Raw genomic sequence first — 23,460 nt, forward strand, 5'->3', positions numbered from 1 at the left:
CCGTCCGCGCCGTGCAATTCCTGTTCCCGCCGTCCCCGCCTGCAAAACGTGGGACAGCGGGAAAATGCGCCATAAAGGGCTTTTCGCGAGCCCTGGATGTTCCTAAGAACGGCCAAACCGCCGCCGAAAGCCTGGAATCCATGAAGAACGAACCCAAGATCACCCCCGAACTGGTTGCCGCCCATGGGCTCAAGCCCGACGAATATGAGCGCATCCTGAAGCTGATCGGGCGGGAGCCGACCTTCACCGAGCTCGGCATCTTCTCGGCGATGTGGAACGAGCACTGCTCGTACAAATCCTCGCGCATCCATCTCAAGGGCCTGCCGACCAAGGCGCCCTGGGTGATCCAGGGCCCCGGCGAGAATGCCGGCGTGATCGACATCGGCGACGGCCAGGCCGTGGTCTTCAAGATGGAAAGCCACAACCACCCGAGCTACATCGAGCCCTACCAGGGCGCCACCACGGGAGTCGGCGGCATTTTGCGCGACGTCTTCACCATGGGCGCGCGTCCCATCGCCTGCCTCAATGCGCTCAGCTTCGGCGCGCCCGAACATGCCCGGACTCGGCATCTGGTCTCCGGCGTCGTCGCCGGCGTCGGGGGGTACGGCAATTCCTTCGGCGTGCCGACGGTGGGCGGCCAGGTGCGCTTCCACACCCGCTATGACGGCAACATCCTCGTCAACGCGATGGCTGTCGGCCTCGCCGATGCCGACAAGATCTTCTATGCGGCGGCGTCCGGCGTGAACATGCCGATCGTCTATCTCGGCTCCAAGACGGGGCGCGACGGCATCCACGGCGCCTCGATGGCCTCGGCCGAGTTCGACGACAAGTCCGAGGAGAAGCGCCCGACCGTGCAGGTCGGCGATCCCTTCGCCGAGAAGCTGCTGTTGGAAGCCTGCCTCGAGATCATGGAGAAGGGCTGCGTCATCGCGATCCAGGACATGGGCGCGGCGGGCCTGACCTGCTCGGCGGTCGAGATGGGCGCCAAGGGCGACCTCGGCGTCGATCTCGATCTCGATGCGGTGCCGACCCGCGAGACCGGGATGAGCGCCTACGAGATGATGCTCTCGGAAAGCCAGGAGCGCATGCTCATGGTGCTCAAGCCCGAGAAGGAAAAGGAAGCCGAGGCGATCTTCAAGAAGTGGGGCCTCGACTTCGCCGTGGTCGGCTACACCACGCCGAGCAAGCGTTTCGTGGTCAAGCATGGCGGCGACGTCATGGCCGACCTGCCGATCAAGGAGCTCGGCGACGAGGCGCCGCTCTACGACCGTCCGCATGTCCCTTCCGCCGCGTTGCCGGTCGTGCATGCGCGCGATGTGCCGGCGCCGATGGGCGTAGGTAGCGCGCTGGAGAAGCTGATCGGCACGCCGGACATGTGCAGCAAGCGCTGGGTCTGGGAGCAGTACGACCACGTCATTCTCGGCAATACCATGCAGCGTCCCGGCGGCGATGCCGCCGTGGTGCGCATCGAGGACGGGCCGAAGGGGCTGGCGCTGACCGTTGACGTCACGCCGCGCTATTGCGAGGCGGACCCGTTCGAAGGCGGCAAGCAGGCGGTGGCGGAAGCCTGGCGCAACATCACCGCGGTCGGCGGCAAGCCGCTCGCGATCACCGACAACCTCAACTTCGGCAACCCTGAAAGGCCCGAGATCATGGGCCAGTTCGTCGGCTGCCTGAAGGGAATCTCGGAAGCCTGCCGCACGCTCGACTTCCCGGTCGTCTCCGGCAACGTCTCGCTCTACAACGAGACCAACGGCCGCGCGATCCTCCCCACGCCCTCGATCGGCGGCGTCGGCCTGCTCGACGATTTCACCAAATCTGCCTCGCTCGCCTTCAAGGCCGAGGGCGAAGCGATCCTCCTCATCGGCGAGACCCATGGCTGGCTCGGCCAGTCCGTTTACCTGCGCGACATCTGCGGCCGCGAGGAGGGCGCGCCGCCGCCGGTCGATCTCGCCGCCGAGAAGCGCAATGGCGATTGCGTGCGCGGCATGATCCATGGCGGCACCGCGACCGCCGTGCACGACCTCTCCGACGGCGGCCTCCTGATCGCACTGGCCGAGATGGCGATGGCGGGCGGCATCGGGGCCAAGCTGCTGGCGGCGCCGACTTCACTGGTCTCGCAGGCCTATTGGTTCGGCGAGGACCAGGCGCGCTATCTCGTCACCGTGCCGGAGACCGAAGCCGGCCGCGTGCTGGCCAAGATGCGCGGCTGCGAAGTGCCCTGCGTGCGAATCGGCACCACCGGCGGCGATGCGATCGCGATCGCGGGCGAAGCGCCCGTGGCGATCGACAGCTTGCGCAAATCGTTCGAGCGCTGGCTGCCGGAATATATGGGCGGGAAGGCGGCCTGAGCTGCTGCCACGCACTCCGTCATTGCGATGAGCGAAGCGACGAAGCAATCCAGACTACCTCCGCCGAGGGACTTTGGATTGCTTCGCTGCGCTCGCAATGACGCGTGGAGGGACCTCGTGCCTCACAACACGTGGGACGCCCCCGGAATCTTCCGCAATGCCGCCGTCAGGCCCCAGCTCAGGATCACCGTGAGCACGAGGCCGATCGTGGCCTTCACGATCGCAGGCCACGCATAGTCGAACAGCGCGTACTGGATCCACAGCGCGATCGGGTAGTGCACCAGGAAGATGCCATAGGCATCCGCCTGCATGCGGTCGAGCAGGGTCGGCCCCGGCGCCTTCGAATACAGGAAGAAGGCGAGGATCGCGAGCAGGATCGAGGCCGAGAACAGCACGAAGAACGTGCCGTAGAACACGTGGTACCAGTGCGGCAGGTGATCGGGATTCCCGAGGATCTCGCGCTTGATGTAGATCATGCACCACATCAGGCAGTAGGGGATCAGCGTGACGATCACCCATAGCCAGCGCTGCTTCGGCAACTGACCGTCGGCGCTGAGGATGCCGCGATCGAAATTCGCCGAACCGACGCTGGCGCCGATGAAGAAGTAGCTGAAGTAGAGCAGGATCCGGCTCGCCTGCACCGAAAACGGTCCGAACTCGAACCATTTGTTGGTACCGAAATAGAGCAGCGCAGGCAGATAGACGATGACGCTTACGGCGACGAGCATCAGCCAGAACACGGCCGGCTGCTGAAATCCGAGCAACGAGACGCGGTTGCCGGGATCGACCAGATGCGCCGAGACCCGGTAGAGCAGGCTCGCGGTCAGGTCGAAGGCGAGCAGCACCCATACGAACCAGATCGGGCCGCTCGGCCATGGGCCCGACGTCACCGTCTTCCACCAGAACGCTGCGAAGGTCAGCTCGGGCTCGGCCCGTAGCGCGATGGCGTAATAGGCGAGCGGGATGATGGTGAAGGCCGCGATCGCGAACGGCAGCCCGAGCCGCAGCAGGCGGTCACGCAAAAAGACCGACGGCGCCTTGCGCGCGATGCCCGGCCAGGTGAACAGGCCCGACAGGAAGAAGAACATCGCCATGAAGAAGCTGTCGGTGGCGAGCACGATCATGTCGAAACCGGCAAAGGAGGCCGGATCGGTGTGACCGAAATGCGTGTAGGGGATCACCGCATGATGCAGCAGCACCACGAGGGTCAGGAAGGTGCGGGCGCGATCGAGCGACAAATTGCGCGCTTTGGTTTTCGGCGCGGCGTGTGCCTCCGCGCCGATCGTCGCTGAATCCGCCATCGTCATCATGGTCCCCCGCGCGCCTGCCCCGGGCCGGACTGTGCCGCCGCGAGCCCGATTCAGCAAGGCTCGTTTGCGCCGTAGTTGAGGCCCCACTTGAGCCCCAACCTGGGTCCTGACACCCGTAGGAACCCGTTCCGAACAGCGAAGTTAGCGTCTGCCGAAGGGAAGGGCTGACGGCCGCGAGGAGCGGCACAATTCGGAGCTGGCAATGACGATCCTGAAATGGGCGTTGATCTTCCTACTTGTCTCGATCGTGGCCGGCGTGCTCGGCTTCAGCGGCATTTCGGCCGTCTCCGCCGATATCGCCCGCTTCCTGTTTTATGTCTTCGTCGTGATCTTCCTGGTGTTGCTGATACTTGGGCTCACGATCTTCAGGGCGTAGCCGGGCGGCTGCACCAGTCCTCAGTGGGCTGCGAACGGCATGACGCGGGCCATCAGCTCGGCCAAGAATTCATCAGGACGATCGAACGGAATGAAATGGTCGCCGCCGCGAATCCGAGCAAACTCCTTGTGCGGGGCGGTGACCTCCTTGAAATATTGCTCGGCGGGTTCGCTCGGCGCGACGCCATCCGCATCGCCCTCGATGAAGAACATCGGGATCGAAAATTCGAACCCGAGCGAGGCCATATCGCTCTGAAACATCGGCCCGTTCCGTCCCGTCAGGTACTTTGCTGAGAAGGCGGCGCCCCTCCGCCAATTGTACAGATCAAGCAGCGAGACATCCGGCATGAAGAGCGGCGGGATGGGACCGGCGAGCTGGAAGCCGTCGGCGAGCGGCAGACCCAGCACATTGCTCCATTTGTCCGCAATCAGGCGATTTTCCGGGGTGAGGACCGGTTGTGAAGCGATCGGCGCCAATTCGGCCAGGGCCTCTCTGTTGGTGGCCGCTGCCGCAAGCCGTTGCAAACGCGCGATGGTGAGTTCGAAGGCCTTCTCGAAGGTCGCCTTGCCGACCACCTGGCCTGTGCCGACATAGGCCGAGAACAGATCCGGACGTTGCTTCGCCATTCGAATTCCCAGGAATGAGCCCCAGGAATGCCCGACTAGGACGATCTTGTCCTTGTGCAAATGCGTGCGCAGGTGCTCGGCCAGTTCGATGCCGTCTTGCGTCATCCGCTCCAGTGTCATCGTGGGGGCGAGCGCGTCTCCAGCTGCGCCAAAGGTGCGCCCGGTGCCGCGCTGGTCCCATTGGACGACAGTGAAATGCTCTTCCCAGGGGCGCCAGCCCGACGAGATCGGCAGGGTGGATCCGCCGGGGCCGCCGTGGACGAACAGGAGAACCGGGTTATCCCGATCCTCACCGCGGATTTGAATCCATTGCTTGATGCCGCCGATCTCGATGAACTGTCCCTCCTGCACGCCGGCAGGAGAGCGGATCGCGAGAGTTTGGGCAGCAAGGTGCTGTCGATAGGCACGAAAACCCAGCCCGGCAGCAGCGAGCACAATAAGGATGCCGGACAATCCCAGCAACGAGACCCCAATCAGTCTTGTGGCCCGGCGCGGCATCGCGTGCCTTGTGTCGACTGGAAGGAGGCGATCCAGGATCGCCCCGGCGTCACAGCGCGTGCGCCTACCCCACTTCCTCGATCTTCACCTTGTCCGGATAGAAGGCGAGATGGCCGGAAATCTCGCTCATCGCGGGAAAGGGCGTCTCGTAGGTCCAGATCGCATTATCGAGCACCTTGCCTTCGGCCTTTACGCTGTAATAGCTCGCATCCCCCTTGTAGGGGCAGTGGGTGACGCGGTCGGTGCGCGCCAGCAAGGCCATGTTGGTGTCCTCCCGCGGCACATATTGCACCGCCGGATATTTGGCCTCCTTCAGCGTCAGCGCCTTGCTGGTCTCGGCGATCACGATGTCGCCGGCGGTCACACGGACGCGCCGGGAATTTTGGGTGATGGTGATGGGATGGTCGGGCCCTGGAAGCTTCATGATTTCACGCCTTTTCGATCAATCTGCCGCGCGCGGCACTTTGTCGTGCCTTTATCCTGATGGGATCATGGATATAGTGCCGGAAAGCGTGACGCAGAAGTCCGTTCACGCTAAGTTTGGCGCTGCCGGCGAGGGGACCCCGGCAGCGATTCGAGACCAGAAGGAGCGAGACCCGAATGCCCATGGACGCCCACGATATCGAGGCGATGATCAAGGCGGCGATCCCCGATGCCGAGGTGACCATCCGTGACCTCGCCGGCGACGGCGATCACTATGCCGCGACCGTGATCTCGGAATCCTTCCGCGGCAAATCCCGCGTCCAGCAGCACCAGATCGTCTATCAGTCCCTGCGCGGCCAGATGGGCGGCGTGCTGCACGCGCTGGCGCTGCAAACCGGCGTGCCGGGCGCCTGACCTGATCGCGCGACGGGAGACGACGATGGCTGCGGACAATTCTCGCGGCGCGATGTTTCGCGTCATCGTGCCGAACCAGCACAGCCGCGTCACCAATGTCGAGCTGTTCTTCGACCTCGTCTTCGTCTTCGCCGTCACGCAGGTGTCGCATACGCTGCTGCACCATTTCACGCCGCTCGGCGCGGTGCACGTCACGGTGCTGTTTCTCGCGGTGTGGTGGGTGTGGGTCTACACCGCCTGGGTCACCAATTGGCTCAATCCGGAGCTGACCCCGGTCCGCGTCATGCTCTTCCTGATGATGCTGGGCGGGCTGGTGCTGTCGACGACGATTCCGACCGCTTTCGAGGGGCGGGGCCTGTGGTTTGCGATCGCCTACGCGGCGATGCAGCTCGGGCGCACCGCCTTCTGGCTGTTCGCAACGCCGCGGCATCGGACCGCGGTCCGCCACAACGCGATCCGCATTCTGAGCTGGCTCTCGATCTCCGCGGTGCTGTGGATCGCGGGCGGCCTGTCCGAAGGCGAGACGCGGCTATGGCTGTGGATTGCGGCGGTCACGTGGGAATACGTCTCGCCGGCGGCGCGCTTCTGGGTTCCCAAACTCGGCTTCTCGTCGGTCGAAGCCTGGGCCGTCGAGGGCGGCCACATGGCCGAGCGTTGCTCTCTCTTCGTCATCATCGCGCTCGGCGAAGCCGTCGTCGTCAACGGGGCGACCTTTGCCGAGCTGGAGTGGACCGCGGACAACATCATGGCCTTCGTCTCCGCATTGGTCGGCGCCATCGCGATGTGGTGGGTCTATTTCCACAAGGGCGCCGAGGCCGGCTCGGAGCGGATCTCGAAGTCCGCCGAATCCGGCCGCCTGGCGCGGCTCGCCTATACCTATCTGCACACGCCGATCATCGCCGGCATCATCCTGACCGCGGTCTCGGACGAGCTGGTGCTGAAGCACCCGACCGGCCATTCCGATATGAGGACGGTTCTGAGCACGATCGGCGGGCCGCTGGTGTTTCTGATCGGCACCATCCTGTTCAAGCACGCGATCCGCGGCTTCCTCCAGCTCTCGCACGGCATCGGCATCATGCTGCTGCTGGTGCTGTGGTGGTTCGCAGCCGACCTCCCGCCGCTCTGGCTGTCGATCGCGTCGACGGTGATCATGATCGTCGTCGCGGTGTGGGAATCGGTTTCGCTGGGGGCGGACAGAGAAGAGGCCAAGGAACATTGAACTGCGAGCGGCCTGAGCAAGCGCCTCGTCCTTCGAGACGACCGCTGCGCGGTCTCCTCAGGATGAGGCTATTTGGCGTCGGCGCTCGTTGAAACTGCCTGCCACGCACTCCGTCCTCATCCTGAGGAGCCCGCCTAAGCGGGCGTCTCGAAGGATGCGCTGCGGGGAAAGCGCTCTCGCGGATAACCGCCGGAGCGTTTACTCCGCCACCTCCAGCGCATGCACCGAGAACATCTTCGCCGCATCCGTCCAGCTCTCGCGCACCCGCCAGCCGGCGCCCTGTGCCAGCGCAGCAAAACGCTCGATGCTGTATTTGTAGCTGTTCTCGGTGTGGATGCTCTCGCCGGGGCGGAACGAGAAGCTGGTGCCGAGCAGGCGCACGGTCTGGCTCTTCCTGCTGATCAGATGCATCTCGATGCGGTGCCGCTCGCGATTGTAGATCGCGCGGTGGGTGAAGGCGGAGAGGTCGAAATTGCCGCCAAGCTCGCGGTTGATCCGCACCAGAACATTGAGGTTGAAGCGCGCGGTGATGCCGGCGGCATCGTTATAGGCATCGTGCAGCACCCGCTCATCCTTTTCGAGGTCGGCGCCGATGATCATCTGCGCGCCCCGGCCCAGGATCTGGCGTGCGCTCTTCAGGAAAGCCTGGGCTTCATGCGGCTCGAAATTGCCGATGGTCGAGCCGGGGAAGAAGCCGACCTTGGGCATCGACGCGACCGCCCTCGGCAACTCGAACGGCGTGGTGAAGTCGGCAGCCACCGGATAGATGCCGAGCGAGGGGAAATCGCGCTTCAGGCCGTTCGCCTGCGCCTTGAGGAAGTCGCCGGAGATGTCGACGGGGACATAGGCCGCAAACCTGCAATGGTTGAGCAGCAGGCGGACCTTCGTCGTCGCGCCGGCGCCGAACTCGACCAGCGCGGCATGCTCGGGAATGATCTTTGCGATCTCGCTGCCACGGTCCTTCAGGATCGAGAGCTCGGTCCGCGTCGGATAGTATTCCGGCAGGCGCGTGATTGCCTCGAACAGCTCCGATCCGGTCGCGTCGTAGAAATATTTCGGCGACAGTGTTTTGGGCTGCTGCGAGAGGTCCTTGATCGCCTCGCGGGCGAAGGCGGTGGTCTGCTCGTCGGGAAGATGGGCTTCGGCCAAAGCGCTGGCGTGCACATTCATGATACTCTCCTGAACGCGCTGTCCGGCGCGCATTTGTCGTCGGATGAGAACTAGTCGTAATCGGCGAGCCGCAGTCCCGTGAACTGCCAGCGGTGGTGCGGATAAAAGAAGTTGCGATAGGTGATACGGCTGTGGCCTTCCGGAGTTGCAAGCGAAGAGCCCCGCAGCACCAGTTGGTTGACCATGAACTTGCCGTTGTACTCGCCGAGCGCGCCTTCGATGGCGCGGTAGCCGGGGTAGGGTGCGTACGAGCTGCGGGTCCACTGCCAGACGATGCCGAAGGCATCGTTGAGCTGGCCGGCGCGGGCCGCGACCTCCCACTCCATCTCGGTCGGCAGATGCTTGCCGGCCCAGCGCGCGAAGGCGTCGGCCTCGTAGTAGCTGATATGACAGACCGACGCGGTGGGATCGACCGGCTTCACACCGGCCAGCGTCATCACGTGCCACTGGCCATCGATCTCGCGCCAGTGACCCGGGGCCTGCCAGTCTTCCTGGCTGGCTGCAGCAAAGCCGTCCATCAGCCACAGCGTTGCGGTCCGGTATCCGCCGTCCCGCATGAAGGCCAGCCACTCGGCATTGGTGACGAGATTGCGCGCGACCCGGACCGGGCCAACCAGGGCGCGATGCGCCGGCTTCTCATTGTCGAAATGAAAGCTGTCGTCGACATGGCCGACGGTGTGGATGCCCTCGTTCAGCGTCAGCCAGTCATCGCCGGCGCGCGTCGCGGCCGGAAAGCGCCAGTCCGGGTCGTAGGCCGGATAGACGGGGTTCTGCGCGAAGGCGTGCAGGATGTCGGTGAATATCAATTCCTGGTGTTGCTGCTCGTGGTTGAGCCCGACCTCGACCAGCGCTGCGATCGCGCGAAGCTTGTCTTCCCCGGCCTCGCGGAAGAATTTGACGACGGCCGCATCGACATAGTTGCGATAGACGCCGACCTCGTTTGCGCTGGGACGGGTGATATCACCGCGATGATTGCGCGCGTGACGCGGGCCGGCGCTGACGTAATAGGAATTGAACAGGAATGCGAAATCGGGGTGGAACGGCCGGTAGCCGGCCGCGTGCTCGCCGAGCAAAAATTGCTCCCAGAACCAGGTGGTATGGGCCCGGTGCCATTTCGTCGGGCTCGCATCGGGCATGGACTGGATCTGCTGGTCCTCCGGCGACAGCGGCGCAGCCCGGCGTTCGGTCTCGTTGCGGACGGCGAGAAAAGCATCTTCCAGCCGCTGGGCGAGGTTACCGGCGGAGGACAGTGACGAAAGCGAGGTGGCGGCCGTAGCGGAGGCTTGTTTCGTCACGTTTTTCTCCAGACAGGACAAGAGAACGTTGTTGGCGTTGCCCGGTTCCAAAACCTGGGTTCGTCCTAGATAGGGGCTCCGTTACGGTATGAAAGTCCTCCCCGGCGATGATATTGATGTCATCAGCCTATGGATCTGGCTGGGGGGCAAACCGGCCAGCGGGGCGTGTCGCCGCCATTTTACTTTGGATGCACAACGGTTTGGGCTACATATATAGGCAGGTATCGGGTTAGATCGGCGGAGCCAGCCCGAATTGATTGGTGAGGGCTCCGCCCCAGAAGGACACGGAAATGAGCATCGAGGAATTCATCGCCAACGAAGTGAAGTCGAACGACGTGGTTCTGTTCATGAAGGGCACGCCGCAATTTCCGCAGTGCGGTTTCTCCGGCCAGGTCGTCCAGATCCTCGACCATATCGGCGTCGGCTATAAGGGGCTCAACGTTCTCGAATCCGCCGAACTGCGCAACGGCATCAAGACCTTCTCCAACTGGCCGACCATCCCGCAGCTCTATGTGAAGGGCGAGTTCGTCGGCGGCTGCGACATCGTCCGCGAGATGTTCCAGGCCGGTGAATTGCAGCAGCTTTTCACCGAAAAGGGCGTCGTCGTCGCGGCCTGATAGGTGACCCAGCTGACGCGCCGGATCGGCGGCGCCGAGCTCGAGGTCATTGTCGCAGACATCACCACACTGAGCGTTGACGCCATCGTCAACGCGGCCAATACGTCGCTCCTTGGTGGGGGCGGCGTGGATGGTGCGATCCATCGGGCCGCAGGGCCCGATCTGGTCGCCGAATGCCGCATGCTCCACGGCTGCAAGACGGGTGATGCCAAGATCACCAAAGGCTACCGGCTCAAGGCTGCCCATGTGATCCACACCGTCGGACCGGTCTGGAATGGCGGCACGCTCGGAGAGGACGATCTGCTCGCGTCCTGTTATCGCCGCTCGATGGAGCTGTGCGGGAAGCACAAGCTGACCTCGGTGGCATTCCCCGCGATTTCGACCGGCATTTTCCGCTTCCCCGCCGGCCGGGCGGCCGATATCGCCGTTCGTACCACAATCGAAGGGCTCGCCGTGGCGCCGTCCGTGGCCCGCGTGGTGTTCTGCTGCTTCGCCGAGCCGAGCGCCAAGCTCCATGCCGAGGCACTTGCGCGACACGCCGGCCCTTGTGCCTGATGACGCGGTCGGTACACTCCGCCGGACCATGTTCCGGGGAGGGGATATGATTTCACAGTCTGGACTGCGTGCGCTGGTCTGCGGCGCGCTGGTGTCGCTCGGTGCGATGTCGCTGGCGCGAGCGGAGGGCACCTACGAGATTCCGGCCGGTGCGCATTTCAATCAGGACAAGCTCGGCAAGGTCAGCGAATTCTTCAAGAACGAGGTTGCGACCGGCAAGATCGCCGGCGCGACCGTGCTGATCCGGCAGCATGGCAAGCCGGTCTATCACGAAGCCTTCGGCGTGCAGGACGTGGTCAGCAAGGCGCCGATCACGGACAAGACCATCTTCCGCCTGTTCTCGATGTCCAAGGCAATCACTTCGGTGGTCGCGATGCAATTGGTCGAGGACGGCAAGATCAAGTTGGATGATCCCGTCTCGAAGTACATTCCGTCCTTCGCCAACGTGAAGGTCGGCGTCGAGAAGAAGGCGGAGGACGGCACCAAGTCGCTCGAGCTGGTGCCGCCGAACCGGCCGATGACGGTGCACGATTTGATGACGCACACCTCCGGCATCACCTACGGCTTCTATGGCGACAGCCTGGTCCGCAAGGCCTATCGCGATGCCAACATCTACGCGGGCGATTTCGACCTCGCCGAGTTCGCCGAGCGTATTGCCAAGCTGCCACTGCACAACCAGCCGGGCGCGCTCTGGCAATACGGCCATTCCACCGACGTGCTGGCACGCGTGATGGAGATCGCGGCCGGCAAGCCGCTGATCGACATCATGCGGGAGAAGCTGCTCGATCCGCTCGGCATGGTCGACACCGGCTTCTTCGTCACCGCTCCCGAGAAGCAGAAGCTTCTGGCGCAGCCGGTGCCGAACGACAGCGACTTCCGCGTTGGCCGGATCAACGATCCGACCGTGGTCAAGAAGATGCAGTTCGCCAGCGGTGGCATGGTGACGACCATGGCCGATTATGAGCGCTTCGCGCAGATGCTGCTCAACGGCGGCAGCCTCGACGGCAAGACCATTCTCAAGCCCGAGACGTTCAAGCTGATGACGACCGATCAGCTCGGCCCCAAATCAGGCGTCGACCGCGACTATTTCTATTTCCCCGGCGACGGTTTCGGCTTCGGCCTCGGGCTCGCGGTGCGCACCGATCCCGGCAACGCCAAGCCGCCGCCGCCCGGCAATCTCGGCGAGTTGAAATGGGACGGCGCCTCCGGCTGCTATTTCGTGATCGATCCCAAGCAGGACATGTTTTTCGTGCTGCTGGAGCAGACCCCGACCGAGCGCCAGCGCGTGCAGCGGACATTGAAGCAGCTGGTCTATGAAGCCATGGAGAAGTGACATGTTCGGGCGCCGCGCGCTGATCGCGGCGCTCGCCTTTCTGTTCGGTGTCGTGAGTGCGCAGGCGAGCTCCGAGCGCGCCGCGCGCAACCTCTCGCCCGAGGGCCTGGCAAAGGTTTCCGACTACATCCGGAACGAGATCGCCACCGGCAAGATTCCCGGCGCCATTCTGCTGCTCCAGCAGCATGGGAAGCCGGTCTATTACGAGAATTTCGGCGTTCGCGATGTCGCGACCGAGAGTTCGATGAGCGCGGACACGATCTTCCGTCTCTATTCGATGTCGAAGCCGATCACATCAGTCATGGCGATGATGCTGGTCGAGGAGGGCAAGCTCGCGCTCGACGATCCGGTCTCGAAATACATTCCTGCTTTCGCCGGCATGAAGGTCGGCGTGGAGAAGAAGGCCGAGGATAGCAAGGTCGCTCTGGCGCTGGAGCCGCTGGAGCGTCCCGTCACGATCAAGGACCTCTTGCGCCACACCTCGGGGCTGCCTTACGGCTATCATGACGGCGGCGCAGTGCGCGAGCTCTATGCCGAAGCCAATCTCTTCAACAGTAATCTCAGCAATGCCGACTTCGCCGCGAAAATCGCCACGCTGCCGCTGGTCGAGCAGCCGGGCACGGTGTGGGACTACGGCTTCTCCACCGACGTGCTCGGCCGCGTCGTCGAGGTGATCTCAGGAAAGACGCTGCTCCAGTTCGAGAGAGAACGGCTGCTCGATCCGCTCGGCATGACCGAGACGGCGTTCTTCGTCGCCGATCCCGCTAAATTTCCGCGCATTGCCGAGCCGATGCCGGAGGATCGCAACATCAATCCGACGACGCAGGTTCGCGATATCAGGCGGCCGGTGAAGTGGGAATCGGGCGGCGGGGGGATGGTCGGCACAGTCGGCGACTACGCCCGCTTCGCGCAGATGCTGCTGAATGGCGGCAGCTATGAAGGCCGGCGCTATCTCAAGCCCGAGACCATCGTGCTGATGGCGTCGGATCACATCGGGCCGGAAACGAAGATCGCGCGCGATCAGAACTATTATCCGGGCGGCAGCTCCGGCTTCGGCCTCGGCTTTGCGGTGCGCACCTCGGTGCCGCCGGGGACGTCATGGCCGCTTGGCGAATATCGCTGGGACGGCGTCGGCGGCACCTTCTTCTTCATCGATCCCGAAGACGATCTGTTCGGAATCTTCATGGTGCAGACCCCGTCGCAACGCGGCCGGATCCAGCTGGCGTTGAAGACGCTGATCTATCAGGCGATGGGGCGGTGATCACGCCCCGCGCACGATCTCTCTGACGTACCCGATCGTCTCCTCGATCTGAGCCGCATTGACGTCGAGATGGGTGCAGGCGCGGATGCGGCCGTCCATCATCGCAAGCGTCACGCCGCGCTGGCGCAGCGCTGCAACCATCTTGTCGCCGGCAATGCCGGCGCCGTCGGGCTTGAAAAACACGAGATTGGTCTCGGGCTCCTGCACCTCGACGCCGGGGATCTGCGACAGCCCGCGGGCGAGCGCGCGCGCATTGGCGTGGTCGTCGGCGAGGCGGTCGACGTGATGGTCGAGCGCGTAGATGCAGGCGGCGGCGCAGATGCCGGCCTGCCGCATCGATCCGCCGAGGCGCTGCTTCCACTGCCAGACCGCATCGATGAAGGCGCGCGAGCCCGCGAGCACCCCGCCGATCGGCGCGCCCAGGCCTTTGGAGAAGTCGATCCAGGCCGAGTCCCAGCCGGCGGTCATGTCGCGCGGAGAGATGCCGCTGGCGACGGTGGCGTTGAGCAGGCGCGCGCCGTCCATGTGGGTGACGAGCCCGTGCTGCTTGGCGATCGCGACGATCTCGTCGAGCACGGCCTTCTTCCAGATCGTGCCGCCGCCGATATTGGCGGTCTGCTCGACGCTGACGACGGTCTGCGGCGGCTGGTAGCGCGTGCGGGGATGCAGGGCTTTCCGGAACGTCTCCGGCGTGAACTGGCCGTCGGGGCCCTTCAACTGGGTGACCTGGAAGCCGCCGATCGCGGCATGCGCGCCGCCTTCGCGGGCGATGATGTGCGCGGTCTCGTGCGCCAAAATCTCGTCGCCGGGACGGCAATGCACCAGGGTCGCGGTCACGTTGCACATCGTGCCCGAGGGCATATAGACCGCGGCTTCCTTGCCCATCAGCGCGGCGACGCGCTCGCACAGCGCATTCACGGTCGGATCGTCACCGACCTGCTCGTCGCCGACCTCTGCCCGCGCCATGGCGTCGCGCATCGCGGCCGTCGGCTTCGTCTGCGTGTCCGAGAGCAGATTGATGCGCACCGGCGGCGCCTTGGGATCGATGGGGGGAGGGGTGTAGAGCATGCGACGCCTCCTGCAGGCATGACGGCCACTGAAGTGTGGCTCTTAAGCAAAAAGGCCCCGGCGAACCGGGGCCTTCGATATTCAGATCTTAGCGCGAATAGAATTCGACGACCAGATGCGGCTCCATCTGCACCGGGAACGGCACGTCGGAGAGGCCGGGGATGCGCACGTACTTCGCGGTCATCTTGCCGTGGTCGACTTCGAGATAGTCGGGAGTGTCGCGCTCGGGGAGCTGGCTGGCTTCGAGCACATGGGCGAGCTGCTTGGAGGCTTCCTTGACCTCGATCACGTCGCCGACCTTGAGCTGATAGCTCGAGATGTTGACCTTGCGGCCGTTCACCTTGATGTGGCCGTGGTTGATGAACTGACGCGCGGCGAAGATCGTCGAGACGAACTTGGCGCGGTACACGACCGCGTCGAGACGACGCTCCAGCAGGCCGATCAGGTTCTCGCCGGTGTCACCCTTGAGGCGGCTCGCCTCGACATAGATGCCGTGGAACTGCCGCTCGGAGATGTTGGCGTAGTAGCCCTTCAGCTTCTGCTTGGCGCGCAGCTGCACGCCGAAGTCCGAGAGCTTGCCCTTGCGGCGCTGGCCATGCTGGCCGGGGCCGTATTCGCGGCGATTCACGGGGCTCTTCGGGCGGCCCCAGATGTTCTGGCCCATACGGCGATCGAGTTTGTACTTCGCCTCACTGCGCTTAGTCATCGCGTCCTCTTCAGGTACATGGTTTGAGGAAACGCGCCCTCCTGTGTGACGGGCTAGCCCGGCACTGACAGGTCCGATCCCCAAAGCTTCAAGGGAGAGGACCACGGGTCGCGAAACGCTTCGCGGGCCGAAATCGGCCCGCGAGCAGGCGGCTTTTAGGGGAGTTTGGGCCGTTCTGTCAATGCGAATGGGCCCGGAATCATGTCCCGACCACTCTTATCGGCTTCGCGCCGGCCGCCCGCAATTCGGCAGCGATTTCAGTGTTCAGGACTTGTTCCAGCCGGGTCAGGACCCGGGCGATCGGGGCCGCATCGGTAACCCGGTGGTCCCAGCGGATCACGACATGAATGGTCTGGTCGGGCTCAACCAGGCCGTAGCTGACGATGAAGGGGCCCGGTGTGATCGGGTGGAGCTCGCCGCCGCCATAGGCGGCCACCGAGCTCACCGCAAAGCTGCCGAACCAGTTGCCGCGCTGGCGGCCGAAATTGAGGCCGATCGCCCAGGACAGGCGCCGCAGCGGTAGCGGCAGCCGGGTTGCCCGCATGATCTTCCGGAACATCGGGACGTCGTCGATCGGCGCCGTCTTGCCGCGCCGGATCTCGGCATCGACCGCCGCCAGCGCCATGGCCTCGGGGGCCGCGATTCGCTGCGGCATCACGCATTCCTCGCCATCCTCGACCCGGGCGATCGCCACCGACGCCACGCTGTTCGGCAATTCGTAGAACGTCGGCCACGGCCATTTGGCGTAGACAGTGCGCAGGATCGGCTCGTCCCTGGCGACCAGGGCGAACGCCTTGACGAAGGTCGCAGCCCAGCCCGCTGGCGCGGCAGCTGCGGCGCGTGCCTCGAGCAAGGGGCGGATATTGAGTGAACGGGAAAGCGAAACGAACGGCACGTCCATCGACGCGCGCATGAGGTCGCAAATCAAGCGGCGCGGCAGCGAAATGGGCTTTGGCGTCCCCCGCATCGGTCTTCGGTTCCCATAGATGAAAAAATGTGCAGCGAGCGGGCTCCCGCTCGCCGTTCCTTTAGCACGAACCAACCCGCCAGGGGTTGAACGGTTCGACCAGTCAGGGAGCCGGCGAAGCCAGCGGCTTGGTCTTGTCGACGACGTAAACTCCCAGCACTTTCATGGCCTTATCGCCATGAGCCTTGGCGTCGTGCACGACGCCTGCCGGGATCTGGTAGGAATCACCGGCTTTCAGGGTTTTCTCCGGCTGACCGTCGATCAGGAGGTTCAGCTCGCCTTCGAGCACGAGCAAAGTCTTCTTAAGCATGGTTTTTCCTCCCGATGCGGCCGACCCTAGCAGGGCCGCAGTTCCCGGCAAGGTGGCAATCAGCCTGCTCAGCGCCTGATGCCCTCGAACGCCGCCAGGATGCCGCGCTGGAGCAGCGACCAGTCGAAGCCGAGCGCGATGGCGCGGTAGCCGCGGTCGACCAGGGCGTTGGCCTGGTCGGCAGTGCGGGCCACGCCGCCGATCGGCACGCCGCTTCTGAGGATGCCGGCCTCGGCGCGCGCGACCAGCTCCAGCAGCTCCGGATCGTCCATCTGTCCGCGCTTGTTGATGGAGGTGGCGAGATCGCCAGGGCCGATCACCGCGACGTCGATGCCCGGCGTTGCCATGATCTCGTCGATGCGGTTGACGGCATCGACATGCTCGATGGTGATCATGCAGATCATCTCGTCGTCGGCGCTTGCCATGTAGTCCGGCATCGACTGGCCCCAGCGGAAAGGGGCGTGGAACGGGCCCCAGAGCCGGTCGCCGCGCGGCGGGTAGCGCACGCTGCGGACCGCCTTCTCGGCATCACTGCGGTTCGTGATCATCGGAAAGTTGATGCCGAAGGCGCCGATGTCCATCGGGGCTTTCGCAAGCCACGGCTCATTCGCCGCGATCCGAACCAGGGGCGTGCACGGCGTGCCGGTCGTTGCCGCGATCATTGCGTGTGCTTCGGTCAGCCCGATGGGGCCATGCTCGAGATCGACGATGATCCAGTCGAGCGAGCGCGCCATGATCTGCACCATCTGCACGCTCGGGATGGTCGCTATCGCGCCGAAAGCGGGGCGGCCATCGCGCCACAATTGGCGGAGGCGGTTGAGCGGCGGGATCTGGACCGACATGGAAAGGCCTGCGGTGAGGTGACGACGGCAAAACCTAGCAGCGCGGCGCCGATGCGCAAAGTCAGGCCAGCGCGCGGCCGCCGAAGAACGGCGTCAGCGTGGCCGAAAGGCCGTGCACGCGGTTCGAGGTGAAGATCATCTCGGCACCGGCCTGTGCGATGCCGCCGATGCGCGGGCCGAGCAGATCCGAGACGCGGCGGGCGATCGCCGGCGCGGGATCGATCCAGTCGACCGGCCAGGGCGCCAGCCGCTTCAGCCGGTCGAGCAGCAGCGGATAATGTGTGCAGGCGAGCACGACGGTGTCGGTGCGCGAGGTCGCGTCTTCGCCGACGAAGCAGGGGGCGAGTTCGGCCAGGATGTCGCCGTCGCTGACGGAAGTGCCGCTGAGCTCAGCTTCAGCCAGCGAGGCAAGCTCGGGCGACCCGACCAGCGTCACCTCGCAGCCCTGCGCGAAATCGCGGATCAGGGCCTTGGTGTATTCGCGCTTCACCGTGCCCTTGGTGCCGAGCACCGAGACGCGACGGGTCCTCGATTGCGCGCAGGCCGGCTTGATCGCCGGCACCGTGCCGACGAAGGGCACCGAATAAGCGGCGCGCAAGTGGGACAGGACCAGGGTGGACGCCGTGTTGCAGGCGATGACGACGATATCAGGGTCATGCGTGCCGATCAGTTCACCCATCAGCGGCACGACGCGGGCGATGATCTCGTCCTCGCTGTGGTGGCCGTAGGGGAAGAAGGCGTCGTCGGCGACGTAGGCAAAATGGGCGTCCGGACGCGCGGCGACAACCTCGCGGAGGACCGTAAGCCCGCCAAGGCCGGAATCGAACACCAGGATCGTCGGAGAATTGGTCACGTCATTACCCTAGCCCGCCATGGTTACCATTCGGTTTTTAGGGCGATTTTGCGGCGGGCCGTTTGGGGGAGGCTGGACGCGCTGCGGACAGGAAAAACCCGGCTGGATGGGCCCTTCTCTGCAGCGCACCGTCGCCGAGGGCGCTGCGCTGCGTCCTGGGCACAAGACCGAGATCCCACCCCTGGCAATGGCTGCTATATGCGTCGTCACGACGTGCCCAACTTACCGCTGCAGGAGGCCTCATGCTCACCGTCCATCACCTCGGCAAGTCTCAGTCCGAGCGCATCGTCTGGCTGTGCGAGGAACTGGGGCTTCACTACGAGCTGAAGCGCTATGCCCGCGATCCCGTCACCATGCTGGCGCCGCCGGAGTACAAGGCGCTGCACCCCAGCGGGGCAGCGCCGGTCGTGACCGACGGCGATCTCGTGCTCGCGGAGTCCGGCGCCATCGTCGACTACATCGTCGCAAAGTACGGCAACGGCCGTCTGGTGCTCGGCCCCAATGATCCCGCCTTCCCGCAGTTCCTGTACTGGCTTCACTTCGCCAATGGCACCTTGCAACCCGGCATGGGGCGGATGATGATTCTGAACCGGCTCGATCTTGCACAGGACAACCCGACCCTGCTTGCCATGAAGGGACGGCTCGATCGCTCCTACGATCTCCTCGACGCGCACCTTCGCGACGCCGAATATCTGGCGGGCAACGCCTTCACCACCGCCGACATCATGATGGGCTTTTCGCTGACGACGATGCGCTACTTCCAGCCCTATGATGTCCAGCGCTGCCCGAACGTGGTCAAGTATCTCGGCCGCGTCAGTGCCCGCCCGGCCTACCGGCGCGCGATGGAGAAGGGCGATCCCGGCATGGCGCTGCTGCTAGGCTGAGCAGCGGCGATCACGCGATCCTGTTCGTCGTGGCCGCCCGCTCCGTGGCGAGCTGCTTCTGCAAACGATCGATGTTCTGCAGCAGGCGCTGGCTGGTCAGGACCAGGAAGTAATAGCCGAACTGCGGGTCCTGGAAGTAGATCTCGAGCAGCCGGTCATAGGTGATCGTCAGCACCTGACCGTCCTCGACGCATTCGATGGTTCCGGTTCGCCGGTTGTCGGGCGTCAGGAAGCCGAGCTCGCCCATGAGAGCTCCGGGCCCGATCTCGACATTGATCTCCTTGACCAGGAACTTGCCGGTGACCGTGAGGAGCATCTCCTTGGCGGGATCGCCCAGTTTGAACAGCGTATCGCCGCTTCGATATTTGCGCTCGGTCATGAATGGCTTGAGCCATTCGATCGACATGTCGCCTTCGGCGGCATGGCGCGCCTTCTTGACCAGCTTGAGCATCTGCCGCAGCCGAAGGGCGTTGATCGGAAGCATCAGCAGATAGAGCAGGAACGTCGCGACGTTGGCGGAGAGCGCGCCGAAGACGGCGAAGAATACGCAGCCGATCATGTTGGCGACGCGCAGCGGCACCATCGTTCGCATCAAGAGGGTGGCGACGAAGAAGCCGGCCCCGACCACGGCGAACAGATTGGCGAACGTGATGTTGTGGACGAAGATCTCCAGCAGCCGGTTAAAGATCGCGTCGTAGGTGACGTCGTTGGGATCGAGGCCCATCTGCACCAGGATTTTCGCGATTCTGAGATTATCCGTCGCCGCCTCAAGAATGCGGTCGAGGATCGAGGAAATGTCTGCGCTGCCGGACGGCATGGTACTAACCCCGCGTAAGGCTTTCAGTCCTGGTCGGTATGCTCGACACGTATAGCCGAAATCGAATGACGGCCGCCTGAAATGAAGCCTTTGGCCGTCACGCCGCAAGAGGCAAATTTTAGCCTGATCGGGCGTTTCGGCAATTGCCCGTTGGTTGTGCGTCCGGCCGCAACGCGGCCGTGATTCGGGGCGGGCTTCGGCGTCGCGGAACGGCCGGATGCCCCGGGTGGGGCGCGTCTGACGATCTTCGCCTTATGGCTTGGCGGCGGGTTGGATGACCTGCTGCTCGACGAGGCCAAGACGTCCGGGCAGCGAGCCGGCGCGCAGCAGCATGGCGACGCTGTTCGCCTCTTCCAGAGTGAAGTTGCCGGAAATCTGGCCTGAGCCGCCGGTGATGGGCTCGCGGATCACGGGGGCGGAGATCACCTTGTCGTCGAGCGCGATGGCGAAGGGCATTCCAACATTCTCTGCGGTGATGTGAGCGAAGCGCCGCGTACCGCGGCCGTTGAAGCGGAACGAGGCGATCGGCTCCTTGGTGTCGCTCGTGAATCCCGGTCCCGCGTAGCTGATGTCGTCACCGTCGAGCGCGCTGGCCTTGACGAGATAGGGACGCTTGTCCTTGAAGCCGAACATGACTTCCGTGCCCGCCGGAGGCGTGCCGGATTGCGCCTGCTCCGCCGACATTGTGACATCGATCAGGCGGAAGCTGACCTTGACCTTCCTGGCGAAGATCGCGGTGATGCGCTCGGGCTCCATCGTACCCGGCAGGAAGATGCGGATGCGGTCGGTTCCCTCAGGCTGGACGCTGGCAAGTGTGACGCCGGCGTCCTTGAGGCGCTGCTCGATCATGGCGATGGAATCCTCGACGAGATCGCGCAGCCGTGCGGCGGATGCGGCATCGGTCGGCGCAAGCCTGGTCAGCCCGTCTCCGGCGTCGGTCACGGCGAGCGCGTGCGTGGGCAATCCCTCTGCCGCCGAGGCGAGCTTGCGCGTGAGCAGTTCGCGGCCCTTGGCGTCCGCGATCTTGACATCGACGCCGCCGTCACGAATCGCAAGGCCGGAGAAGGCGATCCGACCCTCGCGCAGGGTCTTATAGACGTCGTCGCGCAGATCCGTGGTGACCGCCTCCCGCAAGGCATCACTGTCCACCTTGTAGATGATGCGCGATCCGCCCAGCTTCTCCATCTTGTCGGTGATGAATGCCGCGATCTTGGCGCGCATCTTGTCGAACTGGCCGTCCGCGGCGAGCGCCGCGCGGGGCAGCGCGATCGTCGATGCGATGGCGAATGCGGCGATCAGCCGTGTGACGCGGTTCCGCAGGGGCGTCGTCATGATGACCTCAAGTCTTGCGGCAGGGCGCTGGCGAGCGAATTCAGCGCCAGTTCTTGGTCCCCGGATCGGCCGCGGAGGTTCAAACGCCGCTCAGGTTGCGTTCGATCGCCGGAGCCGTTGGCGATGGACGAACGCCAAATCATCCATCATTCTGTCCGCGCCGGGCCGGCCATCGGTCGGGGCCGCGCCGACCCAAAATGTCAAAAGACAGGGGGCGGGGACATGTATCTGAGGGAGGACGGAATTCCATGGCGGGCATCCACGCGCTCGATCGGCTCATTGGCAATGACTATCCGGATCTTTTGACCGACGAGGAGGTCCGGGCGTTCGAGCGGGTCCCCTATGCGGACCGCATCGCTGCCGAGAGCACGTTTGACGCCATCAAATTGGGCGCGGCGCGCAATCCCGACGGTGCGGCGATCCAGTTTCTGCAAAACGCTGATCCCGCCGACACGCCGCTAGTGGTCACCTATCGCGATTTCATTGCGCGCGTCACGCAGGCTGCCAACATGTTTCACGCGCTCGGCGCGGAGAAAGACGACGTCATCAGCTTCATGCTGCCGCTGGTGCCGGATGCCTTCGTGACGCTGTTCGGCGCGGAGGCCGCCGGCATCGCCAATCCCGTCAATCCGCTCTTGGAGCCGCACCAGATTGCGGAGATCCTGGAAGCTGCGAACACCAAAATCCTGGTGGCGCTCGGGCCGATGCCGGGCACCGACATCTGGCAGAAGGTCGAGCAGATCCGCCCGCAACTCAAGCACCTCAAGGCGATCGTGCAAGTGTTCGGCGGCGGCGATCCGGCGAATGGCATCTTTGCTTTCAGCGACCTGATCAAGCAGCCGCCGTCGGATCGGCTTGTCAGCGGGCGCAAGATTTCGGGTGCCGACATCGCGGCCTATTTCCACACCGGCGGCACCACCGGCACGCCCAAGCTGGTGCGGCACACGCATACCAACCAAGTCTATCAGGCATGGGCGCTCAACCTGCTGCTGAGAGCGAAGCCCGGCGCCAATTTGCTGTTCGGCATGCCGCTGTTTCACGTCGGGGGATCGCTGACACAGGTGCTGACGATGCTGTCGAGCGGCGGCTCGCTGGTCGTGCTGTCGCCGAGCGGCTGGCGCAATCCGAGTGCGGTGAAGAACATCTGGCGCCTGGTCGAGCGCTTCAAGCCGGAAGCGCTGTCGAGCGTGCCGACGGTGCTCGCCGCAACGCTCGCGGTGCCGCCTGATCATGCCGACATCTCCAGCCTCAAATATGCCGCCGGCGGCGGCTCGGCGATCCCCGTCGCGGTCGGCTCGGCGATCCAGGACAAGCTGAAGCTGCCCGTGGTCGAGGTCTACGGCATGACCGAGACCTCGAGCGTGCACACGCTGGCCTATCCATCACGGCCGATCCGGCTCGGGTCGGTCGGCCTTCCCATGCCTTATGCGCGCGTGCGCATCGTGCAACTCGATGCCGATGGCCGCCTGATCCGCGACTGCGCGCCTGATGAGATCGGCGTCGTCATCATGGCAGGGCCCGGCGTGTTCGGCGGCTATCTCAATGACGAGCACAACAAGGCCGCGTTCGTCGACGAGGTCTGGGTCAATTCCGGCGATCTCGGCCGGCTCGACGCCGACGGCTATCTCTGGATCACCGGTCGCGCCAAGGATCTCGTGATCCGTGGCGGCCATAACATCGATCCCGCGCCGGTGGAGGAGATCATGTTCCGGCACCCCGCGGTCGGCTTCGCCGCCGTCGTCGGCCAGCCCGACGCCTATGCCGGCGAACTACCGGTGGGATACGTGCAGCTGAAGCCCGGCGCGACCGTGGAGCCCGGCGAACTGGAATCCTGGGTTCGCGAGCGCACGCCGGAGCGGGCCGCCGTCCCGGTGCAGGTGATTCCGATCGACCCGATGCCGGTCACGGGTGTCGGCAAGGTGTTCAAGCCGCAGTTGCGCTGGGACGCGGCTGAGCGCGTGTTCACCAAGGTGCTCACGCCGCTGGTCGAGCGCGGCATCGATTGCAGGGTCAAAGTCGGTGCCCATGGCAGTCACGGATCGATCGCCACCGTGACCCTTGCCGGCCTGCCGTCGGAGCAGCGCGAGGCGGTTGCGAGCGAGGTACACGCGCTGCTTGCACCCTTCGTGATGCGCCACGAGGTGGTGCAAATATAGCGGCCCCGAAAGACGGCGGCGTCACCTGGAAAGACCAGGGTGACGCTTCGCCGCATTATCCTTACCCCCGTTAGACC

Annotated in this window: 23 protein-coding genes; 10 read left to right on the top strand and 13 right to left on the bottom strand. The window is 64.5% G+C overall.

Annotated features, from left to right (window positions below; all coding sequences use genetic code 11):
- Positions 1-140 precede the first annotated feature (140 nt).
- Complete coding sequence (gene purL / locus CIT37_RS15285) at positions 141-2,351, top strand: phosphoribosylformylglycinamidine synthase subunit PurL (protein WP_095426136.1); 2,211 nt, start codon at positions 141-143, stop codon at positions 2,349-2,351.
- A 122-nt stretch (positions 2,352-2,473) separates the two neighbouring features.
- Here the strand turns inward: purL and CIT37_RS15290 are convergent, their stop codons facing one another.
- Entirely contained in the window at positions 2,474-3,661 is a 1,188-nt protein-coding gene (locus CIT37_RS15290) for an acyltransferase family protein (protein ID WP_095426137.1), read from the bottom strand.
- A 202-nt stretch (positions 3,662-3,863) separates the two neighbouring features.
- Between CIT37_RS15290 and CIT37_RS15295 the strand changes: the two genes are divergently transcribed.
- The gene (locus CIT37_RS15295; protein WP_028142852.1) at positions 3,864-4,037 is read left to right on the top strand and encodes a DUF1328 domain-containing protein; all 174 of its coding nucleotides are present in this window, start codon (positions 3,864-3,866) and stop codon (positions 4,035-4,037) included.
- 20 nt (positions 4,038-4,057) lie between these two features.
- On the opposite strand, the gene CIT37_RS15300 is transcribed toward CIT37_RS15295, so the two are convergent.
- Both CIT37_RS15300 and CIT37_RS15305 read right to left on the bottom strand, forming a co-directional pair.
- Positions 4,058-5,125: an alpha/beta fold hydrolase gene (locus tag CIT37_RS15300; RefSeq protein ID WP_244611247.1), complete on the bottom strand. Its 1,068-nt coding sequence runs from the start codon at positions 5,123-5,125 to the stop codon at positions 4,058-4,060.
- 100 nt (positions 5,126-5,225) lie between these two features.
- A complete protein-coding gene (locus tag CIT37_RS15305; protein WP_095426139.1) occupies positions 5,226-5,585 on the bottom strand; it encodes a DUF427 domain-containing protein in 360 nt (119 codons plus the stop codon).
- Between the two features lie 176 nt (positions 5,586-5,761).
- Between CIT37_RS15305 and CIT37_RS15310 the strand changes: the two genes are divergently transcribed.
- Both CIT37_RS15310 and CIT37_RS15315 read left to right on the top strand, forming a co-directional pair.
- On the top strand, positions 5,762-5,998 hold the full coding sequence (locus CIT37_RS15310) for a BolA family protein (RefSeq protein ID WP_018316584.1): 237 nt from the start codon (positions 5,762-5,764) through the stop codon (positions 5,996-5,998).
- A gap of 25 nt (positions 5,999-6,023) precedes the next feature.
- Positions 6,024-7,217: a low temperature requirement protein A gene (locus tag CIT37_RS15315; protein ID WP_028142855.1), complete on the top strand. Its 1,194-nt coding sequence runs from the start codon at positions 6,024-6,026 to the stop codon at positions 7,215-7,217.
- 198 nt (positions 7,218-7,415) lie between these two features.
- On the opposite strand, the gene egtD is transcribed toward CIT37_RS15315, so the two are convergent.
- A complete protein-coding gene (egtD, locus tag CIT37_RS15320; RefSeq protein WP_028142856.1) occupies positions 7,416-8,387 on the bottom strand; it encodes an L-histidine N(alpha)-methyltransferase in 972 nt (323 codons plus the stop codon).
- 50 nt (positions 8,388-8,437) lie between these two features.
- On the bottom strand, positions 8,438-9,733 hold the full coding sequence (egtB, locus tag CIT37_RS15325) for an ergothioneine biosynthesis protein EgtB (RefSeq protein ID WP_161966416.1): 1,296 nt from the start codon (positions 9,731-9,733) through the stop codon (positions 8,438-8,440).
- Between the two features lie 239 nt (positions 9,734-9,972).
- On the opposite strand from egtB, the gene grxD reads away from it, so the two are divergent.
- Genes grxD through CIT37_RS15345 form a run of 4 tightly spaced genes read left to right on the top strand, consistent with a single transcriptional unit; the run spans position 9,973 to position 13,448 of the window.
- A complete protein-coding gene (gene grxD, locus CIT37_RS15330) occupies positions 9,973-10,299 on the top strand; it encodes a Grx4 family monothiol glutaredoxin (protein WP_018316580.1) in 327 nt (108 codons plus the stop codon).
- A 3-nt stretch (positions 10,300-10,302) separates the two neighbouring features.
- The gene (locus CIT37_RS15335) at positions 10,303-10,854 is read left to right on the top strand and encodes an O-acetyl-ADP-ribose deacetylase (protein ID WP_038948047.1); all 552 of its coding nucleotides are present in this window, start codon (positions 10,303-10,305) and stop codon (positions 10,852-10,854) included.
- Between the two features lie 46 nt (positions 10,855-10,900).
- A complete protein-coding gene (locus tag CIT37_RS15340; RefSeq protein WP_028142859.1) occupies positions 10,901-12,187 on the top strand; it encodes a serine hydrolase domain-containing protein in 1,287 nt (428 codons plus the stop codon).
- Position 12,188: 1 nt separating this feature from the next.
- On the top strand, positions 12,189-13,448 hold the full coding sequence (locus CIT37_RS15345; protein WP_038948045.1) for a serine hydrolase domain-containing protein: 1,260 nt from the start codon (positions 12,189-12,191) through the stop codon (positions 13,446-13,448).
- Here CIT37_RS15345 and CIT37_RS15350 read toward each other — a convergent pair whose 3' ends face one another.
- The 6 genes from CIT37_RS15350 to murI all read right to left on the bottom strand — a co-directional run bounded on the left by CIT37_RS15350 (position 13,449) and on the right by murI (position 18,194).
- Positions 13,449-14,516 (bottom strand): threonine aldolase family protein, encoded by a 1,068-nt coding sequence (locus CIT37_RS15350; RefSeq protein ID WP_028142861.1) that lies wholly within the window; start codon positions 14,514-14,516, stop codon positions 13,449-13,451.
- Between the two features lie 88 nt (positions 14,517-14,604).
- Complete coding sequence (gene rpsD, locus CIT37_RS15355) at positions 14,605-15,222, bottom strand: 30S ribosomal protein S4 (protein ID WP_018316575.1); 618 nt, start codon at positions 15,220-15,222, stop codon at positions 14,605-14,607.
- A gap of 199 nt (positions 15,223-15,421) precedes the next feature.
- Positions 15,422-16,189: an acyltransferase gene (locus tag CIT37_RS15360; protein WP_028142862.1), complete on the bottom strand. Its 768-nt coding sequence runs from the start codon at positions 16,187-16,189 to the stop codon at positions 15,422-15,424.
- Positions 16,190-16,292: 103 nt separating this feature from the next.
- Positions 16,293-16,622 carry a cupin domain-containing protein gene (locus tag CIT37_RS40195; protein WP_404517042.1) on the bottom strand — a complete coding sequence of 110 codons (330 nt, stop codon included), beginning with the start codon at positions 16,620-16,622 and terminating at the stop codon, positions 16,293-16,295.
- On the bottom strand, positions 16,568-17,341 hold the full coding sequence (locus tag CIT37_RS15370) for an HpcH/HpaI aldolase family protein (protein ID WP_038948042.1): 774 nt from the start codon (positions 17,339-17,341) through the stop codon (positions 16,568-16,570). Before CIT37_RS15370 ends, CIT37_RS40195 begins: the two co-directional genes overlap by 55 nt.
- A gap of 61 nt (positions 17,342-17,402) precedes the next feature.
- Complete coding sequence (murI, locus tag CIT37_RS15375) at positions 17,403-18,194, bottom strand: glutamate racemase (RefSeq protein ID WP_028142865.1); 792 nt, start codon at positions 18,192-18,194, stop codon at positions 17,403-17,405.
- A gap of 242 nt (positions 18,195-18,436) precedes the next feature.
- On the opposite strand from murI, the gene CIT37_RS15380 reads away from it, so the two are divergent.
- Complete coding sequence (locus CIT37_RS15380; protein ID WP_095426140.1) at positions 18,437-19,078, top strand: glutathione S-transferase family protein; 642 nt, start codon at positions 18,437-18,439, stop codon at positions 19,076-19,078.
- Between the two features lie 10 nt (positions 19,079-19,088).
- Here the strand turns inward: CIT37_RS15380 and CIT37_RS15385 are convergent, their stop codons facing one another.
- Both CIT37_RS15385 and CIT37_RS15390 read right to left on the bottom strand, forming a co-directional pair.
- Entirely contained in the window at positions 19,089-19,895 is an 807-nt protein-coding gene (locus CIT37_RS15385) for a Crp/Fnr family transcriptional regulator (RefSeq protein ID WP_038948040.1), read from the bottom strand.
- A gap of 252 nt (positions 19,896-20,147) precedes the next feature.
- A complete protein-coding gene (locus tag CIT37_RS15390) occupies positions 20,148-21,227 on the bottom strand; it encodes a SecDF P1 head subdomain-containing protein (protein WP_095426141.1) in 1,080 nt (359 codons plus the stop codon).
- A gap of 248 nt (positions 21,228-21,475) precedes the next feature.
- Between CIT37_RS15390 and CIT37_RS15395 the strand changes: the two genes are divergently transcribed.
- Entirely contained in the window at positions 21,476-23,383 is a 1,908-nt protein-coding gene (locus CIT37_RS15395) for an acyl-CoA synthetase (RefSeq protein WP_095426142.1), read from the top strand.
- Positions 23,384-23,460: the final 77 nt, after the last annotated feature.

Origin of the sequence: Bradyrhizobium ottawaense (assembly GCF_002278135.3) — a bacterium.
Lineage (GTDB): Bacteria > Pseudomonadota > Alphaproteobacteria > Rhizobiales > Xanthobacteraceae > Bradyrhizobium > Bradyrhizobium ottawaense.

Bases quoted from the DNA above. Each gene is read 5' to 3' on its own strand.
- purL (WP_095426136.1), top strand. From the start codon at position 141: ATGAAGAACGAACCCAAGATCACCCCCGAACTGGTTGCCGCCCATGGG.
- CIT37_RS15290 (WP_095426137.1), bottom strand. From the start codon at position 3,661: ATGATGACGATGGCGGATTCAGCGACGATCGGCGCGGAGGCACACGCC.
- CIT37_RS15295 (WP_028142852.1), top strand. From the start codon at position 3,864: ATGACGATCCTGAAATGGGCGTTGATCTTCCTACTTGTCTCGATCGTG.
- CIT37_RS15305 (WP_095426139.1), bottom strand. From the start codon at position 5,585: ATGAAGCTTCCAGGGCCCGACCATCCCATCACCATCACCCAAAATTCC.
- CIT37_RS15310 (WP_018316584.1), top strand. From the start codon at position 5,762: ATGCCCATGGACGCCCACGATATCGAGGCGATGATCAAGGCGGCGATC.
- CIT37_RS15315 (WP_028142855.1), top strand. From the start codon at position 6,024: ATGGCTGCGGACAATTCTCGCGGCGCGATGTTTCGCGTCATCGTGCCG.
- egtD (WP_028142856.1), bottom strand. From the start codon at position 8,387: ATGAATGTGCACGCCAGCGCTTTGGCCGAAGCCCATCTTCCCGACGAG.
- grxD (WP_018316580.1), top strand. From the start codon at position 9,973: ATGAGCATCGAGGAATTCATCGCCAACGAAGTGAAGTCGAACGACGTG.
- CIT37_RS15340 (WP_028142859.1), top strand. From the start codon at position 10,901: ATGATTTCACAGTCTGGACTGCGTGCGCTGGTCTGCGGCGCGCTGGTG.
- CIT37_RS15345 (WP_038948045.1), top strand. From the start codon at position 12,189: ATGTTCGGGCGCCGCGCGCTGATCGCGGCGCTCGCCTTTCTGTTCGGT.
- CIT37_RS15350 (WP_028142861.1), bottom strand. From the start codon at position 14,516: ATGCTCTACACCCCTCCCCCCATCGATCCCAAGGCGCCGCCGGTGCGC.
- rpsD (WP_018316575.1), bottom strand. From the start codon at position 15,222: ATGACTAAGCGCAGTGAGGCGAAGTACAAACTCGATCGCCGTATGGGC.
- CIT37_RS15360 (WP_028142862.1), bottom strand. From the start codon at position 16,189: ATGCGGGGGACGCCAAAGCCCATTTCGCTGCCGCGCCGCTTGATTTGC.
- CIT37_RS15370 (WP_038948042.1), bottom strand. From the start codon at position 17,341: ATGTCGGTCCAGATCCCGCCGCTCAACCGCCTCCGCCAATTGTGGCGC.
- CIT37_RS15380 (WP_095426140.1), top strand. From the start codon at position 18,437: ATGCTCACCGTCCATCACCTCGGCAAGTCTCAGTCCGAGCGCATCGTC.
- CIT37_RS15385 (WP_038948040.1), bottom strand. From the start codon at position 19,895: ATGCCGTCCGGCAGCGCAGACATTTCCTCGATCCTCGACCGCATTCTT.
- CIT37_RS15390 (WP_095426141.1), bottom strand. From the start codon at position 21,227: ATGACGACGCCCCTGCGGAACCGCGTCACACGGCTGATCGCCGCATTC.
- CIT37_RS15395 (WP_095426142.1), top strand. From the start codon at position 21,476: ATGGCGGGCATCCACGCGCTCGATCGGCTCATTGGCAATGACTATCCG.